Source organism: Duganella sp. Dugasp78, from assembly GCF_059491455.1.
The window spans coordinates 5,153,417-5,170,856 of sequence record NZ_CP168506.1 but is presented as its reverse complement, the minus strand read 5'-3'; the positions used below and the strand labels follow the sequence as shown (position 1 = coordinate 5,170,856).

Annotated in this window: 17 protein-coding genes; 10 read left to right on the top strand and 7 right to left on the bottom strand. The window is 60.1% G+C overall.

The genetic code is table 11. From position 1 onward, the window contains the following. Positions 1-14: 14 nt before the first annotated feature. From tssG to ACEN9O_RS22920, 7 genes are read right to left on the bottom strand one after another with little or no spacing between them, the layout of a single operon-like run. Positions 15-1,097: a type VI secretion system baseplate subunit TssG gene (gene tssG, locus ACEN9O_RS22950; RefSeq protein WP_495614113.1), complete on the bottom strand. Its 1,083-nt coding sequence runs from the start codon at positions 1,095-1,097 to the stop codon at positions 15-17. Then, positions 1,061-2,905, bottom strand: coding sequence for a type VI secretion system baseplate subunit TssF (gene tssF, locus ACEN9O_RS22945; RefSeq protein ID WP_495614112.1), 1,845 nt, complete (start codon positions 2,903-2,905; stop codon positions 1,061-1,063). The genes tssG and tssF overlap by 37 nt, the downstream gene beginning before the upstream one ends. Position 2,906: 1 nt before the next feature. After that, the gene (gene tssE / locus ACEN9O_RS22940) at positions 2,907-3,398 is read right to left on the bottom strand and encodes a type VI secretion system baseplate subunit TssE (protein WP_020702961.1); all 492 of its coding nucleotides are present in this window, start codon (positions 3,396-3,398) and stop codon (positions 2,907-2,909) included. Between the two features lie 32 nt (positions 3,399-3,430). Continuing rightward, positions 3,431-3,922 carry an Hcp family type VI secretion system effector gene (locus ACEN9O_RS22935; RefSeq protein WP_444843881.1) on the bottom strand — a complete coding sequence of 164 codons (492 nt, stop codon included), beginning with the start codon at positions 3,920-3,922 and terminating at the stop codon, positions 3,431-3,433. A gap of 34 nt (positions 3,923-3,956) precedes the next feature. Beyond that, positions 3,957-5,441: a type VI secretion system contractile sheath large subunit gene (gene tssC / locus ACEN9O_RS22930; protein WP_495614111.1), complete on the bottom strand. Its 1,485-nt coding sequence runs from the start codon at positions 5,439-5,441 to the stop codon at positions 3,957-3,959. 2 nt (positions 5,442-5,443) lie between these two features. After that, complete coding sequence (tssB, locus tag ACEN9O_RS22925; RefSeq protein WP_495614110.1) at positions 5,444-5,947, bottom strand: type VI secretion system contractile sheath small subunit; 504 nt, start codon at positions 5,945-5,947, stop codon at positions 5,444-5,446. 48 nt (positions 5,948-5,995) lie between these two features. Then, positions 5,996-6,592 carry a tetratricopeptide repeat protein gene (locus tag ACEN9O_RS22920; RefSeq protein WP_495614109.1) on the bottom strand — a complete coding sequence of 199 codons (597 nt, stop codon included), beginning with the start codon at positions 6,590-6,592 and terminating at the stop codon, positions 5,996-5,998. Positions 6,593-6,858: 266 nt separating this feature from the next. Here ACEN9O_RS22920 and tssK point away from each other — a divergent pair, with 266 nt between their 5' ends. The 10 genes from tssK (at position 6,859) to ACEN9O_RS22870 (ending at position 17,280) form a co-directional block, all read left to right on the top strand. Next, positions 6,859-8,199: a type VI secretion system baseplate subunit TssK gene (tssK, locus tag ACEN9O_RS22915; RefSeq protein WP_495614108.1), complete on the top strand. Its 1,341-nt coding sequence runs from the start codon at positions 6,859-6,861 to the stop codon at positions 8,197-8,199. 14 nt (positions 8,200-8,213) lie between these two features. Further along, positions 8,214-8,978 (top strand): type IVB secretion system protein IcmH/DotU, encoded by a 765-nt coding sequence (gene icmH / locus ACEN9O_RS22910; RefSeq protein ID WP_495618523.1) that lies wholly within the window; start codon positions 8,214-8,216, stop codon positions 8,976-8,978. Beyond that, positions 8,978-11,983, top strand: coding sequence for a type VI secretion system Vgr family protein (locus tag ACEN9O_RS22905; RefSeq protein ID WP_495614107.1), 3,006 nt, complete (start codon positions 8,978-8,980; stop codon positions 11,981-11,983). The genes icmH and ACEN9O_RS22905 overlap by 1 nt, the downstream gene beginning before the upstream one ends. Positions 11,984-11,989: 6 nt before the next feature. Further along, positions 11,990-12,532 carry a hypothetical protein gene (locus ACEN9O_RS22900; protein ID WP_495614106.1) on the top strand — a complete coding sequence of 181 codons (543 nt, stop codon included), beginning with the start codon at positions 11,990-11,992 and terminating at the stop codon, positions 12,530-12,532. A gap of 11 nt (positions 12,533-12,543) precedes the next feature. Further along, positions 12,544-14,289, top strand: a complete 1,746-nt coding sequence (locus ACEN9O_RS22895) for a LysM peptidoglycan-binding domain-containing protein (RefSeq protein WP_495614105.1) — start codon at positions 12,544-12,546, stop codon at positions 14,287-14,289. Next, a complete protein-coding gene (locus ACEN9O_RS22890; protein ID WP_495614104.1) occupies positions 14,289-14,810 on the top strand; it encodes a hypothetical protein in 522 nt (173 codons plus the stop codon). The genes ACEN9O_RS22895 and ACEN9O_RS22890 overlap by 1 nt, the downstream gene beginning before the upstream one ends. A 99-nt stretch (positions 14,811-14,909) precedes the next feature. Further along, the gene (locus tag ACEN9O_RS22885; protein WP_495614103.1) at positions 14,910-15,047 is read left to right on the top strand and encodes a hypothetical protein; all 138 of its coding nucleotides are present in this window, start codon (positions 14,910-14,912) and stop codon (positions 15,045-15,047) included. 295 nt (positions 15,048-15,342) lie between these two features. Further along, positions 15,343-16,305: a hypothetical protein gene (locus tag ACEN9O_RS22880; RefSeq protein ID WP_495614102.1), complete on the top strand. Its 963-nt coding sequence runs from the start codon at positions 15,343-15,345 to the stop codon at positions 16,303-16,305. 283 nt (positions 16,306-16,588) lie between these two features. After that, a complete protein-coding gene (locus ACEN9O_RS22875) occupies positions 16,589-16,807 on the top strand; it encodes a hypothetical protein (protein WP_495614101.1) in 219 nt (72 codons plus the stop codon). 23 nt (positions 16,808-16,830) lie between these two features. After that, complete coding sequence (locus ACEN9O_RS22870) at positions 16,831-17,280, top strand: hypothetical protein (RefSeq protein ID WP_495614100.1); 450 nt, start codon at positions 16,831-16,833, stop codon at positions 17,278-17,280. The last annotated feature ends 160 nt before the right edge of the window (positions 17,281-17,440 follow it).

Sequence of the window (17,440 nt, the reverse complement as noted above, 5' to 3'; positions counted from 1 at the left end):
TAGTTCCTTATTTTTTATACTGTATGGATCTCGTAGCGCACATCGGCGCGGTCTTGCGTCTGGGCGTCGCTCACAAGGAAGCTGTCCCACCCCAGGCGTCCGCCGACGCGAGCATCTTCCAGCCGCGCACCCTGCACGTCGGCCGCGCGCAGCACCAGCTGCACCTCATACTCCAGCGAGAGGCCGGTAAACATGGTCAACATGCTTTCCAGCGCCTTCGCCGCTTTACCGCCGGGCAGGAAGGATTCGTAGCCTTCCAGGTCCAGCGGGCCTATCACCAGCCGCAATCGCAGGTCGCGCTGCCACACGCGCGAGCCAGCCATCGCGCCTGCGCCCAGCATGGCGTTGCCCAGGCCTAGCGCCGTCTGCTGCTCTTGCGGCACGTCGTACCAGCAGCCGATGAACTGCTCGGCCTTGATTTTCTGGTTGAAGTACTCCGACAGCACCTTCGCAATCTGCACCGCCGACGCTGGACGCTGGCGCATGGCGGTGGCGAAGTAGCCGATCGACTCATCGAGCACGCCGTCGCCTTCGTCCGACAGGCGCTTGCGCAGCGACTCGTTGCCCATGCCGGCCAGCGACAGCAGCAACGGCAGGAAGGTGTCCTTGCCATCGACCTCGTACCGCAGCTCCAGCCGGTACTTGCGCCAGGCTTCGTAGAACAGGGCCAGCGCACGGTTGGAGAAAGTGTCCAGGAAGGCGCGCGGGCCATCGTCCTTTTCGTACAGCGCATGGGCCGCGATGCGTTCCGTGTAATGCGCGGGCAGCGTGCCGCTGCTGCCCAGGAAGCCCATGAAGGCCGGCGTGATGCGGATGTACTTCAGCTGCGTCGATTGCAGCGCCTGCGCCAGCGCGCGGGCATCGGTCGGCACTTCGCGCGGCTCCGGCTGCATCGCTTCCAGCTGGCTGGCCGGGAAGTTCAGCGACGTCGAGTTCTGGAAGCGCAGGAAGTTGGCGACCGCGCCCTCGCCCGGCGCGCCATGGCGCTTGAGCCACAGCTCCAGCATGCGCACGGCCTGGAAGTATTCGAACCGGTACGGCTGCGCGAACAGCCGCTCGATTACAGCAGGCTCAAATCGCCGCTTCGTGGCGTGCATCGCAACAGCTCCTCTCCGGTTTTATTCGATACGATCACCAGCTGGGTGAAGCTGTTGGCATGCACGTACAGGCCGAGGAAGCGCTCAACGATGTGGGCGAAAGCGTGGATGCCGCTACCCACGAAGGCTTCCTCGTCGATGGTCAGGCGCACCTCGATGCCGCGCACCAGGCAGGCGAACGGATTCCCCGGAAGCCAGGTGTTGGCTGCCTTGTGCGACACCGCCAGGATGCCGCCGATCTGCCGCTGCGACGATGGTGAACGCGGCAGGTCATACAACGTCAACATCTCGCGGAAGGCATCGAGGCCGCCGTCGGCCAGCGACAAATGGTTCAGCGACAGGTGCGAAATCAGGCGCCAGTGCGCGCCGCGGCCACGCTCGAAGCGATGCGAGGACGTCGGCTTGCGCAGGAAGCTGATGGCGCGCACGCTGGAGCCGCCTTCCAGGAACAAGTCGCCACCGCGCTGGCCGTAGCTCAACGAGGCCGGCAGGTCGCGGTTGGTGCAGCTCAGCTCCAGGCTCAGGGTATCCGTTTCCACCTCGGCCGGATCGAAATCGATATCGACGATGGAAATCTGCGTTTCATAGCCGGGGCTCTTGTCGGCGATGATGTCGTCGCGCCGCATGACCCAGTAATGGCCATTCTTTTCCGGCGTCTGGCCGTGGCGCAGCGAGTAGAACGGACGGAACTCCAGCACCGATTCGCCCTGCGGCGTTTGCCGCACCAGCTTTACGGAATCGATGGACTGCACCTCGTAGGCGAACGCGCGGCGCGCATCGGCCAGCACCGGATAACTGGCGGAGGTATGGGTCAGGCGAATCGGCTCGCCGCGCTGGCGGAACAGGTTGACCACCGGCGTGCAGCCCAGCAGCACGTTGTTGATGTTCAGTGTGCCGAGCATGCGCGCGGTATTGGAATCGGTGCGCATGCCGGACAAGGCCAGGTGCAGCGTGACCGACTTGCAGCCGGACGGCAGCACGCCGGCCAGCGCGTGCAGGTCGATGTCGAAGAAGTTGAACTTCTCCGGGAAGCAGAAATATTCGGTCAGCAGCCGGTAGGCGGCGTGCGAACGGGCGGAAAAATCGATCAGCGATTCCTCTTCCTCGAACCCCGCCGGCGCCACCGGGCTTTTGTGCAGCGGTATCCAGCGGCCATTGCCGTCCGCTTCCGCATAGGCGCATACGCCGCGCATGAACAGCGCATCGCGCAGCGCGGCGCAGAAGGATGGCTCGCCGTCGATGAATACGCGCAGCTTGGACAGCCCAAGCTGCGGCACCGCGACCTGGGCCGAGGTGCTGGCAATGGTCAGGCTGATGCTGGAGGTGGCATTTGGCGGCGTGCGCGTCGCCTCAGGCGCGTCGATGATGGCGGCGAAGGCCGCATGCGTCAGCGCCAACGGCGCGACCGTCACCGGATACGCGGTGCGGAAGGTGCACACGGCGCCGCGCACCGGGCGCGTGGTCAGCTGCGTGCCGCGCGGGATTTCGCTGGCGGTGGTCAGCTGCGCTGCGGCGCCGCTGAAGTCCATGCGGGCGATCGAGCACGATGGAAAAGGCCGCAGGTAGTGCGGATACAGCACCTCGAACAGTGCTTCGGTAAATTCTGGATAGTCGTCGTCGAGCCGTTTGGCGATGCGCGAATTGAGCAGCGCGAACGATTCGATCATGCGTTCGATGTGCGGGTCTTCGCACACCTCGCCGCCGATCAGCAGCCGGCCGGCGATCTTGGGGTAGCGTTCGGAGAATTCGCGCGAGTAGCGGCGCAGGAATCCCAGCTCCCTTTCGTAATACGGTAATAATTGGTCCAACTCAGGCTCCCGATTGCGCCACGCGGCGCGCCTTGCTTATGGTGTAGTGCAGGCTGGACGGCTGCAGCACAGCGTCAAAATTGACCGGTTCATGGGCCGAACTCACCACCAGCAACGCCGTGATGGCGAAGTTGAGGCGGTTGATGGAGTCGGCGCGCAGCTCGAGCGAAGCCTGCACATTGCGCAGGCGCGGCTCATGGCGCGCGATGGCCTTTTCAAGACATCGGCAGATGAAAGCACGATCATCGGTGCTCGACAATGACAAGCCGGCAAAATCATTCAAGCCGTATGTCACGATCGAGCGTCCGCATTCGGGATACCGCTTCAGCAGCTCTTCCGGGATCACGGTGCGCGTATTAAGGAGCGCTTCCAGATCGCGCGCGACCGAGTCCTTCAGGTCCTCGATCGACAAGCGCGATACCGTGCCGCTGGAGGCGCCGTTGACTGGCATATCCATCAGCCGGTCAAACAGTCCCGGCGTAAAACCCTTCATCGGTATCCCATCAAACAGTCAGTCGCAGTCGATTACGCGGTCTTGTTAGCCGACAGATCCCAGCCGCCGGAAGTGTTACCGCCCGAACCGCCGCCAACTTTCTGTTGGGTGTACTTCCACTTCACTTTCGAATACTTGATCGCGACGTCTTCCGTCAGGATGTTGCCCTGCTTGACGGTTGGTGCGACGCTGCTGATCAGGACATTTTCCAGTTCGATTTCGAAGTACTTGATACGCTCGCCATTGCCGTCGGCGCGCAGGAATTCCAGCTTGGCCTTAGGAATGGTTTTACCCGACGAGCAGGTTTGCAGCAGCAGAGGAGTAGCCAGGTCAGCCAGCTTCGAGACCACAATGTCTTTGTGCTCGGTGCGTTCGGCAGTGTGGCCGCCGCCGGTCGATGCGGTAGCCGACTTAGGCTGCAGCACTTCCCATTGTACGGTCGAGACCTCGATCCAGTCCTTGTGGGTAGAATCGGCGGATTCGCCTTTGATACCGTCGATTTGCAGATAAACGTCGATTGCCATTGTTATTCCTTTCGGTTGTTAAAGTAAGTACTGCTTAGTTCTTGGTCGATGCAGGGAGCTCCGCGACCAAACGGAGTGAAACGGACAGCTCGTCGAGCTGGAAGTGCGGACGCAGGAACGACACGGCGCGGTAGACGCCTGGACGGCCCGGCACTTCGGATACTTGTACCGACGCTTCGCGCAGCGGGAACTGGGCCTTCTGTTCCTGGCTGGCGTTATCGTCCAGCAGCACGTACTGGGTCAGCCAGCGGTTCAGGAAGTCTTCCACGTTCGAGGCGGCAGCGAAGCTGCCGATTTTGTCGCGCATCATCGCCTTCATGTAGTGGGCGATGCGCGAGACGGCGAAGATGTACTGCAGCTGCGCCGACAGCACGGCGTTGGCGTTGGCGGCCTCGCTGGCGTACTTGCGGGCCTTCTGCGCCGATTGCGCGCCGAAGAAGGCGGCGTAGTCGGTGTTCTTGCAGTGGACCAGCGAGATGAAACCGAGGTCGCTCAGTTCTTTTTCGCGGCGGTCGGTGATGGCGATTTCGGTCGGACACTTGAGCGCCACTTCACCTTCGTCGGTCTTGAAGGTGTGGGTCGGCAGGTCTTCCACCAGGCCGCCGCCTTCCACGCCGCGGATCGCCGCGCACCAGCCGTAGTCCTCGAAGGCCGCGGTCAGTTTGGTGCCGAAGGCGTAGGCGGCGTTACACCACAGGTATTTCTGGTGATCGGTGCCGTCGACATCCTCGACGAAGTTGAAGCCTTCGGTGGTGGCGCCATCGGCCGGATTGAACGGCAGGCGGCCCAGGAAGCGCGGCAGCGTCAGGCCGACGTAGCGCGAATCTTCCGATTCGCGGAACGACTTCCACTTCGCGTATTCGACGGTGTCGAACACCTTGGACAGGTCGCGCGGCTTACCCAGGTCGCTGTAGCTCTCCAGGCCGAACAGCTCCGGCGACGCGGACGAAATGAACGGCGCGTGCGCGGCGGCGGCCACGTGCGACATCTGCTCGATGAAGTACATGTCTTCCGGCTGGCGAGTGATCTCGTAATCGCCCAGCAGCGCGCCGAACGGCGCACCGCCGAAGGTGCCGAATTCTTCTTCGTAGACCTTCTTGAACATGGTGCTCTGGTCGAATTCCAGCGCGGACTGGAAGTCCTTGACCAATTCCTTCTTGGTCGCGTTGAGCATCTTGATCTTCAGGTTCTGGCCGGTGGAGGTATTGCGCACCAGGTAGTTCAAACCGGTCCAGCTGCTTTCCAGCTTCTGGAACTCCGGCGCGTGCATCACGGCCGACAGCTGCGCCGAGATCATGCGGTCCAGTTCCGCGACGCGGGCGTCGATGGTGGCGGCCAGGTTGTTGGACACAACCACGGTACCGTCCATGACCTGGCTCACCAGTTCGGTGATCAGATCCTTGGCGCGCGCGTGTTCGGCGCTGGATTTGGCGACCTTGCTTTGTTCGACGATCTGGTCGAGCAAAGCCATTTCAGAGGCGGCGGCGGGTGCGCCGCCTGGAGTCAATTGAGCGGACATGATCAGGCTTTCGTGGTTTGCTGGCCCAGTTCGGCCAATTTCTCGGTGCTGTTCAAGACGTCGTTGAGGATGTCTTCCAGCTTGTCGTTACCGGCCAGTTTGTTGCGCAGGTCGGCCAGCTTGGTGCGCGCTTCCAGCAGCTTGCGCAGCGGTTCCACCTGCTGCACCACGGCTTCGGGACGGAAGTCGTCCATCGATTTGAATTTGAGGTCGACCGCGAACTCGCCGCCCGCCTCGCTCAACTCGTTCGATACGCGATAGGCCGCGCGCGGCTCCACGCCCTTCAGCACTTCGTCGAAGTTGTCGGCGTCGATGCCAACGAAGGTGCGGTCCTTCAAGCGCTTTTGCTCGACTTCCGAATTGCCGCCGAAATCGCCAACCACGCCCATCACGAAAGGCAGTTCCTTGTTTTCGATGGCGTCGCCGATTTCAACGTCGTAGGTCATCTGGACCCGTGGCGGGCGAATTTTTTGCAGCTTTTTCTGGACACTGGAATTTTTTGACATGGGAGTCCCCTATCGTTGGGTTAAATACAGATTTTTTACGATCGTTTATTACTTCAAGGCGTTGAACGGATTGGCGCTCGAATCATCCTGGACCTTGGCCTTGCCTTTTTTACCCTTGACGTTGCTGTGCGGCGGCGTGACGGCCTGCGGCGCGGGAGGCGGCGGCACCAACACGGTCTCGCCCAGGCTTTCGCGCAGCAGCTTGGCCAGATCCTGCGACTCGGTGCGCAGCGATCCGGACAGATTGTTCTGGCGGCTCAGGTCAGACAGCGCGCGCGTCGACAGGCGCAGGCCGCTGATGGCGATGATGCTGTTGGCCAGGCGGTCGTTCGGATCGCGCACCAGCACTTCCTGTGCGCTGACGATGGCGTCGCCGTATTGACCGGCTTCATAGCGGGTCTGCGCGATATTGGTCCACGGCGTCTTGTCGGCCGGGTAGGCGACGGCCGCCTCTTTCCATATCGTTATGGCTTGCTCCTTCTGGCCCGAACCGCTGGCCTGGCTGGCTTTGGCCAGCATGTCTTCCATGGTAGGGACCACGGGTTTCTGGACTACCGGGGCGGTCATACAAGCGCTGAGCGATGCGGCGCAGACAGCGGCGCCAATGAAACGGCCGATGCGGCCAAGGGTGATAACGGTGTTCATGCTGTCCTCAAACTAAATATCAAAAAAGAATGCTTAATCACTAATTGTTCCAACAGGCGCCACGTTATCAGAAATTTATTATTGACCGCGTTCAATTGAATTTTTGGTTGTGGACGGGAACTTTTTAGTGCTGCAGAGGTCCGAGTTGCTTATTTTTTAAGCTGCGCACGATAGAAACCAAGCGAGCGCGCCAATTGGACAAGAAATGTTATTGTTCTGCTACTTAACAAATGGCATCAATGCGCCACACTCTCAAGGACGCACGCATGAGCAGCAAAATTTTATGGGGCGAAGGCTTATTCCTGCGCCCGCAGCACTTCCAGCAACAGGACCAGTACCACGAACAGCGCCTGCATCACAGCATGCTGGCGTTGCATCCCTACGCCTGGGGTGTGAACCAGCTGCAAATCGACCGCGACGCATTGGCCAACAACACCTTGCGCGTGCTGGAGCTGTCGCTGCGCTTCCAGGACGGTGAGCTGTACAGCGCCCCCGGCGAGGACGACCTGCCGGATACGGTGGACCTGAGCCAGCTGCTGCAATCGCAGCAGAGCGTGACCTTTTACGCCGCCCTGCCCGCGTTCAAGCCCTTCGGCGGCAACTTCGGCGACGGCGCCAATGGCGGCAACGCGGTGCGCTTCCTGCAATCGAACCGCGAGACGCCGGACCTGTACACGCAAGCCGCATCGGCGCAGCTGAGCTACCTGAAGAAGACCGTGCGGCTGGTGTCTGAATTCGAAGCCCGCGACTCGTACACCCACTTCCCGCTGCTGCGCCTGCGCCGGGCGGCCACCGGCGGCTTCGAGCTCGACGCGGCCTTCGTCGCACCGAGCCTGTCGATCCGCAGCTCGCCGCAGTTGTTCCTGCAACTGCGCCGCCTGATCGATGCGCTGCAGGCGAAAGTGAGCGCGCTGTATGGCCACCACCGCGAGCCCAGCAAACATGTGATCGAATTCCGCTCCGGCGACATGTCTTCCTTCTGGCTGCTGCATACGGCCAGTTCGGCGTTTGCGTCGTTGTCGCACTACTTCCATCATCCGGCGCTGCATCCGGAGCGGCTGTACGAACAGCTGCTGTCGCTGGCCGGCGCGCTGATGACCTTCTCGAAAAGCTGGACCCTGGCCGACCTGCCGCCCTACCTGCACACCGATCCCGGTCCCGGCTTCGCCAAGCTGCACCAGATCATCCGCGAGCTGCTCGACACGGTGATCTCGTCGAAGTACTTCGCCATCGCGCTCAAGGAAGTCAAGCCCTCGTACCACCACGGCATGCTGGATTCGCAGAAGATCGACGACAAGACCACCTTCTACATCGCCGTCTCGGCCGACCTGCCGGCCAGCGAGATGGTGGACATCGTGCCGCTGCGCTTCAAGATCGGCGCGCCGGACGACGTCGAAAAGTTCGTGCTGTCGGCGATGCCGGGCGTGCGCCTGTCGCACGCGCCGCAAGTGCCGGCCGCCGTGCCGGTGCGTCCCGACGCCTGCTACTTTGCGCTCGAAGCCAAGGGCCAGATGTACGAGCGCATGATGCAGGCCCAATCGATTTCCATTTACGTCCCCGGCGGCATGCACGACCTGAAGCTGGACCTGGTGGCCGTTACTTCCTGAACTGAGGATCAATGATGAATACCGTAACCGCACCCTCCCTGATGGGCGCAGGCGCTCCGCCCAGCGCGGCCAGCGCGCCGCAAACCCTGCTCGACCTGATGTACGACGGCTTCTACGCCCTGTTCATGCTCAAGAACGGCAACGGCCCGCAGGACGACGGCGAGTTCGCCCGTAAGATGACGGCCTTCCTGGACGACTTCGGGCGCGGCGCGAAAAAGCACAACGCCTCGCCGGACGATATCGACAACGCCAAGTACGCTTTCTGCGCGGCGGTCGACGAGATCATCCTGCGCTCCAGCTTCAGCATCCGCGACGCGTGGGAACGCCGTCCGCTGCAGCTGGTGCTGTTCGGCGACCAGCTGGCCGGCGAGAACTTCTACAACCGCCTGGAGAACCTGCGTGCACGCGGCAGCGCGCACCTGCAGGCATTGGAAGTGTTCCATATGTGTTTGCTGCTGGGCTTCCAGGGCAAGTACATCCTCGAGGGTTCGGAAAAACTGAACTACCTGACATCGCGCCTGGGCGACGAAATCGCCCACATGAAGGGCAAGCGCGGCGGCTTCGCGCCGCACGCCGAGCGCCCGGACCAGATCAAGCACAAGCTGCGCAGCGACCTGCCGGTATGGGTGCTGTGCTCCGTATTCGGCTTGATCTGCGTGCTGGGCTACATCGGCCTGCGCACTTCGCTGGACCACAATGCCGAGAACCGCATGAACGCGTATAACGACGTGGTGAAAATGGCGCCACGCGCCGCCAACCTGACGATCACACTACCCTGATGGACCTGCTGTCACAAATTCCCTCGGCGCTTGGCCTGTTCGGCACGGGCCTGAGCCAGCACGCGCGCCTGCTCACGCTGGCCAGCGCGCAGGCCTCGGACCTGCCCGAATCGCTGATGGCCGAACGCTTCAGCGGCCGCGAAGGCGTCAACGAACTGTATGCGTTCGACGTGGACGCGTTGAGCGCCTCGACCGATCTGGATCTGAGCATCTTCATCGGCGAGGAGCTCACCGTCACGCTGCTCCAGCCCGACGGCAGCCGCCGCGCATGGCATGGCCTCTGCACCGAAGCGGCCTGGCTGGGCGCCGACGGCGGCGTGGCACGCTACCGCCTGCGGCTGGAGCCGGCGTTGTCGCTGCTGCGGTTGCGGCGCGACAGCTACATCTTCCAGGACCAGAACGCACAGGACATCATCACCGAACTGCTGGCCGACTATCCGCAGCTGCGCTTTGAATTCGACGTCGCGCAAACGCTGGAACCGCGCGCGATCTGCACGCAATACCGCGAAAGCGATCTCGAATTCTTCACGCGCCTGCTGGCCTCCGAAGGCCTGAGCTGGCGCTTCGAGCACGATCAGCCCGACGACGAGAGCCAGGACGGCCAAGCCAAACACAAACTAGTCATCTTCGACAGCAAGGCGCGCGCACCGGATACGCCGGGCGACGCCGAGATCCGCTTCCATGGCGTGCGCGCCACCGACACCGACGACGCCATCGACCGCTTCTCCGCGCGGCGCCAGGTGCAAGCCAACGCCATCAGCATCAGCAGCTGGGATCCGGCGCAGTTGCTGGCGCCATCGGCCGAGCAGGCATCGAGCCTCGACGCGGGCGAGCTGCCGGTGCTGGCCGTGTACGACGGCAGCGGTGAACGCATCGCCAGCGGCGCGGACAACGGCATCGCCGCAGATCCGCACAGCCAGTTGATGCTGCAAGCGCTGGAGCTGGAGAACAAAGTCTTTGAAGGCAAAGGCGCGGTGCGCCGTCTGGCTGCGGGCCACGGCTTCCAGCTGACGCAGCACGAGCGCTACGCCGATGGCGACAATCGTTTCCTGGTGCTGTGGGTGCACCATGAGGCGCGCAACAACTTCCAGGCGCAGATCAAGACGACGGCCTCGCTGATCGGCGGCGGCATCGAGAACGGCACCTACCGCAACAGCTTCGGCTGCGTGCGCGACAGCGTGGCCGTGGTGCCGCGCGCTACCGCCGCGCCGAACGCCAGCACCGCGATGGGGCCGCAGACGGCGGCGGTGGTAGGCTTGGCCAGCGCGATCGCCACCACCGACCGCGATCACCAGATCAAGATCCAGTTCAGCTGGCAGCGCGGGCAAAGCGCCAACGCCGGCGGCATGGACCACAACACGGACAACAAGGGCAACGCGCCCGGCGACGAGACCTCCGGTACCTGGGTGCGTGTGGCCGAAGCGCTGGCCGGCCCGAACTGGGGTTCGCAATTCACGCCGCGCATTGGCACTGAGGTGCTGGTCGACTTCATCGAAGGCGATATGGACCGGCCGATGGTGGTGGCGCAGCTCTACACGGGCGCCGACCTGCCGCCGTTTTCGGCGGGTGTGGATTCGGGCGCCAATCATGCTGGCACGCTGTCCGGCATCCATAGCCACAATTTCGATGGCGACGGATACAACCAGTGGCAGCTGGACGACACGCCCGGTCAGGTGCGCACGCGCCTCGCCACCAGCAGCGCCGCCACGCAGCTGAACCTGGGCTATCTGATCCAGCAGGATCCCTCCTCCGCTCAACGCGGCGCCTATCGCGGCAGCGGTTTTGAACTACGCACCGACGCCTGGGCCACGGTGCGCGGCGCCGAAGGCGTGCTGCTGACCACCAGCGCGCGCGCGACGCAAGGCAGCGGCGTCACGTCGACGCAGATGGACGCGAACGAGGCGCTCGGTTCGCTGAAGTCGTCGAAGGAGCTGGCGGATAGGCTCAGCGAAGCGGCCGCGCAGCAGCAAGCCCTGTCCAGCAAGCTCGCAGCCGATGCGCACAAGGACTTCATCGCGCAGCTCGATCCGAAGGACAAGGGCAAGCATGCCGGCGCGGTCAATGGCCAGCAAGCCAACCAGGCCAAGGAAGGCGCGCGCGATCTCGACGCGGCCAAGCCGGTGGAAAAATTCGGTGCGCCGCTGGTGCTGATGGACGCACCGTCCAGCATCAACTGGGCCACACCGGCATCGACCGTGCTGTTCGCCGGCCAGCAGCTGCACTGGGTGACGCAGGGCGACCTGCACATGACGGCAGCGTACACGGTATCGTCGGTGGCGGCCAATGCAGTGAGCTACTTCTCGCACGCAGGCGGCATCCAGGCCATCGCGGGGAACGGCCCGGTATCGTTGCAGGCTCACACCGACCAGCTGGAGATCCTGGCCGACAAGTCGATCACCGTCATCTCGGTCAACGACAGCATCGAGATCAAGGCTAATCAGAAGATCGTGCTGCAGGCCGGCCAATCGTCGATCACGCTGGAAGGTGGCGATATCACGTTTGCTTGCCCAGGCAATTTCACGGTCAAGGGTGGGAAGCATGTATTTGAAGGCGGCGCGAGTATCGCAACCGCTATGCCTACCTTGCCGACCGGCTTACAGGACATTGCTCCGTCAGAGATTCCCCAGCCTGGAGAGCACAGCCTCAGATTCGCCTTCGCCGGGGCCGATGATGTGGTCAAGGACCACGCAATGGTCGGGAAAAAATACAGCATCGTAAATGCACTCGGAAAAGTTTTGTCAACCGGCGTCATTGCAAGCAGCGGCCGCTTGCCTCGTCTAGACTTCCCCGAAAAAGAGCTACTCACGTTTAGCGTAGGCGACGACAAATGGAAAACGCTAACGGTCATCCCAGAGGCCGAAAGCGAAGACTTGAAGCTCGTGTCGGACTTGCTGGCAGACGCTTCCGACCCCTATCATGCCATGCTCGGCCAAATGGGCGACGAGTTTCACCTGCCCGCAGATTTGCTGAAAAAACTGATAGAAGATCCACAAGGAGAGGAATAGTTCTAGATGATTAAAATGAAAAATAGCGCAGTCACGATGGCACTGGTGCTGGCCGTGACGGGGGCTGTCGTTCACACCGGCTTCGCGAAGGCCGAGACGATATCGACCGCGCAGCAGGGTATGCACGAATGGCGGGCCCTGAACGGTAAACTGATAGCCGTAGCAGGCAGTTATCACGACACCACCAGTTACAAACGCAGCCTGACATTTTACTTTGTCGAGAAGCCGGGCGGCGAGTGGTTACATGTCCCAGTGATCGAATCGGAAGCCGACCACACGTTGACGCTATTCAGTGTTTCGAGCGGCGAAAACACCGTTGAAGACGCGCTGCTGACAACCCAGAGCGATAGCTCGTATCTGATCGTCGCAGAGAAAAAAGCAGCAGGCATAACCGCCACCTGGTACAAATTCGGCCCGGCGGGGACAGAATTCCCTGACGGTCCGGCGTACATGTTTAAGCCGATATCGTCCAACGTCTACGCCAAGGCCAAGAATCCTACTATCGAAGATGTGCTGCAAAAAGAAGCCAAGCAGAAGGCGAAGAAATAGAAAGAGTCCGAATGAGCACCCGTTATATCAGCGCGAAATACGATGTTTCGATATTGACAGTCGACTACGCAGGTGGCGACGGCACACACCTGCTGCGTACCGGGGGAACCATCGCCTGGCGTTTCAACAATCCGGGCAATATCCGCCCGGTCAGCGAGACCGAATTGATCATGGGTGCCATCGGCATCGGCGTGACCAAGAGCAATGGCGCATTCCTGATCTTCGCCAGCTACGAAGATGGACGGGCGCAGAAAAAGTCGCTACTGCGCCGTAAGTACAATCAACGCACCATCTACACCATGCTGGCTGGCATACCCGATAAAAATGGCAAGATGGTGATGGGATACGCGCCGGCCAGCGACAAGAACGATCCGCAAGCTTACGCCGACTCTATCAGCAAGCATACTGGATTTTCTACCGACACCAAGCTGTGCGACCTTGACGATGCCCAGTTGGACAAAGTACTGGACGCTATGGAGATCAAGGAAGGATTTAACAACCAGAAGTCCACCCGCAAGGAAAAGCTTCTGGCAACGACCGGCGTTGTCATCTCCGATGGCGCCATGCCCAAACCGAATTTCCCGGCTCAGGTAAAAGTCGGGGATAAGACCTATGAGCAGAAAACTGATGCACGTGGCCAACTACCGCGCATTGCTCACACCAAAGCGGGTGAAAAAGTGGAGGTGTATCTGCCCACGCTGGACGGTTCATGGAAAAAGGAACTGGACTTCGTGATGGACGGCATCTCCGCCGCTCACGTCCTCTTCAGCGACCTAACCAGCTTCTTTTCGCCGACCGCGCCGAAGAAAGCACCAGCCAATCCAACCACGGCCGCGCGCCAGCCCATACGCTACATCGTACAAAAAGATGACACCTTGGGCAGCCTGGCGACCAGATTTCAGACCACCGTTATCGAAATCAAGCGCAGTAATCCCGAAATCAAAGATAACAATATGATTTACACCGGGCAGAAGCTGGGCATTTATGGCCCCCCACCGCCGCTGAAACCGCCACCGCCACCGCCGGCGCCTCAAAAAAACGCCGCAGCCGCACGGCAAAAAAGTGCAGCGGCCAATCCGCCCGCACAAGCAGCGGGTGCTGCGCGCACTAATGATGGTAAAGGTGCTCCTATCGCAGTGGTTCCCGCCGATCAGAAGCAAGCCCCGTGGATGCTCAAGGCTATTGAAGAGGCGCAGACCTGGGCCGGCAAGGATGAAAAGGAAATCACCAAGACTGAGAATTTTCACAAGAACATCGGGCAAGCTGGCACGTTGGCAAACACGCCTTGGTGCGCGTCGTTCGTCAACTTCTGTCTGAAAAGCTCTAACACTCCTTTCGAGGCCAGCGCCTCGTCACAATTTGCCGTATCGTCAAAGAAATTTATCAAAATCGACAAACCGGTCTATGGCGCATTGATGGTCATGCGAAATTATGTTCTTGAAACCGGAAAGTTCGCTGGAACCGGCCATGTCACCTTCGTCTATGGTAAAACCACGGGCGGAGATATCGCAGGGCTCGGCGGCAATCAGAAAGATTCCATTAAAATTTCGGAATATGCAACAACCGGGGACTCTGCTCGCTTCAAACTCAAGAAGGTGGCGATGGCGCAGCGTTTTTATGGTTTCTATATTCCTGCGACTTACGCTGAATACGCAAAACAGGCCGGTGAGCTGGCCACGGTCAATGCTCTCGATGTAAACAAGAACCTGCTAAAGATCAAGAACGCCGGTATATCAAAAAATGAAAGCGGCCGCTAATGAAAATCGTTAAGTACACCCTGCTCGCGCTGATTGCGGTAGCGTCGAATCCCATAGCATGGGGCGGCACGCCGGATGGACTGCAAATCATTTCTGTCGCTACCGAACGGGCCGAACCCTACGCCACTGCTATCAATGCATACTTCGACCGCTATGACAGCGACGCCACCGCGTCGCACTGCGAAAATGCGCGTCTGAACATCGGCGGCGTTTATGTCAAAAAGGGGAAGAAGGGAATTAGCAGCGAGTTGGTGCTCGCTGCGGCAACGAACAGGAAGAAGCGTCAGCAATTAGGCCTGCTGATGACAAAATTCAGAGATAAGAATCATGATCGCGGATTTGATGCCAGCTTGGTGTACGACGTAAAAGATGAGAGCCTGGTTCTGTATGGCGTGTCTGCTGACATTGATACCAAGGTTGTTTCGTCGGTACTGCCTATTGCGGACCTGCATAACCCGGCCAAAGTGAACGCAGCCATCTGCCATGCATTGGTGAACATTCCGGTACTAGCCGAACCTTAGCGGGCGGGCTGAACAATGCCTACGCTCAAATCTTGCTCTGCTCCCCAATAAGATGAAGAAGTCCTTGCCTTACTTGTTAAATGATCGTATGCGTTCGACGTGGACGCGTTGAGCGCCTCGACCGATCTGGATCTGAGCATTTTCATCGGCGAGAAGCTCGCCGTCACGCTGTTGCAGCCGGACGGCAGCCGCCGCGCATGGCATGGCATCTGCACCGAAGCGGCCTGGCTACGCTAGACTTGGCAAAATGGACAATCCTCCACGAAGTAGGCCACACGGCGTTGAATCTTATGGATATTGTCGATCCCACTGATTTCATGCACTTTAGCCAGGATAATACGGATCATCGCCTGCGCTATTGCCCACGGGAGAGCCGTTATAACTCAACAATAAAAGAAAATCAATGGGACACAATTCCGCGTCCGGCGCCTCGAAGCCTATGAGCTTACCCGTTATTCGGGCAACGCTATTTGCCCTTCTTACTATGACAACGGTGCTGTCGCAAGCTGCGGCAGAACCAGGAGGTACATCCGTGCAAAAAACCGCACAAAGCTATATCACTGCATTTCGCAATGGCGAGAACTTCAACCCCAGCGATTCGGTTGCAGGCATCCTGATCAATCACCGCGTAGAGAATGGCACTCTTACGCTCTTGACCAAAGAACTCTCCAGCGGCACAAGGGAAGTTCGCGTGAATATAGTGCTTCTGCTAGAAAAGCTTGGTTTGGAAATGGATACACCCACGCCGGACAAGTTTCCTATTATCCGCGACCAGGCGATTATTCGAGCGCTAGTCGTGGCTGGCTTTGCCAAAGACGACGCCGCAGCAAGCCGTGCGGCGACCATTTTGACCGAGCGCTGTAAGCCATCTGATCTGGCAGCGTTTAACGATGTCTACGCAGCTTCACTACGCCAATCGAAAGGCGAATACCTGTATATCGCCGCCAAAGCAAAAACGCTGGAGGCACGACAATCTGTCGAAAATATGGCCTTACAGCCGAAGTGGCGCGACGAACCAGAGCGACGCGAAGCGGTTCGGATTGCTCAAGCGGCACTGGGCAATATTCAAATTGAAGATGAGTTCATCAATGCCGTCATTCAGGCCGAAAAATCCGCGCCGCCCGCGCCACCCAATCGCTTCTACAACGTGGGGGCGGCCAAAGACGGCACAGAACTTGCCAAGCGGTTGGAACCCCTCGGTCTGATCGGCACGCGACGCAGCCTTTTGGTCCTATGCGGCCACCTTCGCTCACCACTGAAAAGCTATGTTCCCGATGTAAGCGAGAAATCGGTACGGTATGCCGCACTAGATGCCCTGCTCTACAATTTTCCTGACGAGCGGGTATTGACCGACCCGAGGGACCTGGCTGGTTGGAGCGCCGCTGAACAATTTTGCATCAAGAACGTCGGCGCGGTATTCGTCGGCCCGACCCCAGACATTCCGCCAGATCAGGCCTACCCTACCCGGGTCCTGCCGCGACCAGCGCGCAAGTAGCGATACGTCACATAGCCAGTAAGAGGCGCCGTCAAACCTGAGAACCGGACTAAGCGATGAAACGATGGATGCAAGCAGCCTCGTTACATATTCCACTTTGCACCCAATCGAAAACCTTGCTGTCGGCTACAGCACTGCTTGGTCTGAGCTCGGCATGCAGCGCCGGGGTGCCCGCACCGGACAGCCAGCCTGCGGATGCTTCGAAGCAAGGAACATCAATATGACAAAGCCCTCATGTCACCGTCCAACGCCGTATATAAACGACATTTAGATCAAGTGTGCAGTGCCGTTTCAGTCGATATTCGCAAGTAGTCCTGGCAAAAGCACCGATCTGACCAAAAATCGTTGGCTCGGCCAACAGGAATCAGCCTATCCCGACGGCCCGTTCTATCTGCTCAAGCCGGTGGGCCAGAAGTTCTACGCCAAGAGCAAAGACCTGACCGTCGAATTCATCCTGAAAAAAGAAGCCGCCGCTAAACCTGAAAGCCGCACAACACAATGAGATCATTCCTCGCAGCCGTGGCCTTGTCCGCCGCATTTTCCCTCGACGCGGCCCAGGCGCAACCTTCCCAGCCAGCGCCGCCCGATTCCTGCTCAACGAAAAACAAATCCGCCCTGCGCGCACAACTGCTCAAGGTTCCGGCACCGGACGACGCCTGGAACCTGGCCGAGCTGCTGTTGTGCGGCGCCAGGACGCCGGTCAACGCCGCCTATCTCCGCCGCCACATGCCGCCCAAAATCAAGGACAGCATCTTCGACACCGATGGCAAAGAGCAAGTTTCCGTCGTCAAAGTGGACGCCGCGCTGATCGACTTCCTGTTCGCCACCGGCGTTCCCACCGAAGCCGAACTGAACATAGCCGACGACGAAATCATCTTGCAATATCAACCAAACGAAGCCTGCATCAATAGCCGCACGCTGCGCTATGGCAAGGGGACTTGGCGCCTGGCCGCCATCGGCGTGGCGTGCGATTGATGCACCACGGGGCTACGGCGCGGCTGTCGCTTTTTCGCCGCAGCTTGCATTAATGCAGGCAACGGCGGGCTGCAAATTGAATTGACTTTGGGCAAGCAATCGTCAATCATACTTGTCAGGCAGCCGACCGACGCATCACAGACGCTCAACAGCGATGGAG

Coding starts and splice junctions, on each gene's coding strand:
- tssG (WP_495614113.1), bottom strand. CDS start 1,097: ATGCACGCCACGAAGCGGCGATTTGAGCCTGCTGTAATCGAGCGGCTG.
- tssE (WP_020702961.1), bottom strand. CDS start 3,398: ATGAAGGGTTTTACGCCGGGACTGTTTGACCGGCTGATGGATATGCCA.
- ACEN9O_RS22935 (WP_444843881.1), bottom strand. CDS start 3,922: ATGGCAATCGACGTTTATCTGCAAATCGACGGTATCAAAGGCGAATCC.
- tssC (WP_495614111.1), bottom strand. CDS start 5,441: ATGTCCGCTCAATTGACTCCAGGCGGCGCACCCGCCGCCGCCTCTGAA.
- tssB (WP_495614110.1), bottom strand. CDS start 5,947: ATGTCAAAAAATTCCAGTGTCCAGAAAAAGCTGCAAAAAATTCGCCCG.
- ACEN9O_RS22920 (WP_495614109.1), bottom strand. CDS start 6,592: ATGAACACCGTTATCACCCTTGGCCGCATCGGCCGTTTCATTGGCGCC.
- tssK (WP_495614108.1), top strand. CDS start 6,859: ATGAGCAGCAAAATTTTATGGGGCGAAGGCTTATTCCTGCGCCCGCAG.
- icmH (WP_495618523.1), top strand. CDS start 8,214: ATGAATACCGTAACCGCACCCTCCCTGATGGGCGCAGGCGCTCCGCCC.
- ACEN9O_RS22905 (WP_495614107.1), top strand. CDS start 8,978: ATGGACCTGCTGTCACAAATTCCCTCGGCGCTTGGCCTGTTCGGCACG.
- ACEN9O_RS22900 (WP_495614106.1), top strand. CDS start 11,990: ATGATTAAAATGAAAAATAGCGCAGTCACGATGGCACTGGTGCTGGCC.
- ACEN9O_RS22895 (WP_495614105.1), top strand. CDS start 12,544: ATGAGCACCCGTTATATCAGCGCGAAATACGATGTTTCGATATTGACA.
- ACEN9O_RS22890 (WP_495614104.1), top strand. CDS start 14,289: ATGAAAATCGTTAAGTACACCCTGCTCGCGCTGATTGCGGTAGCGTCG.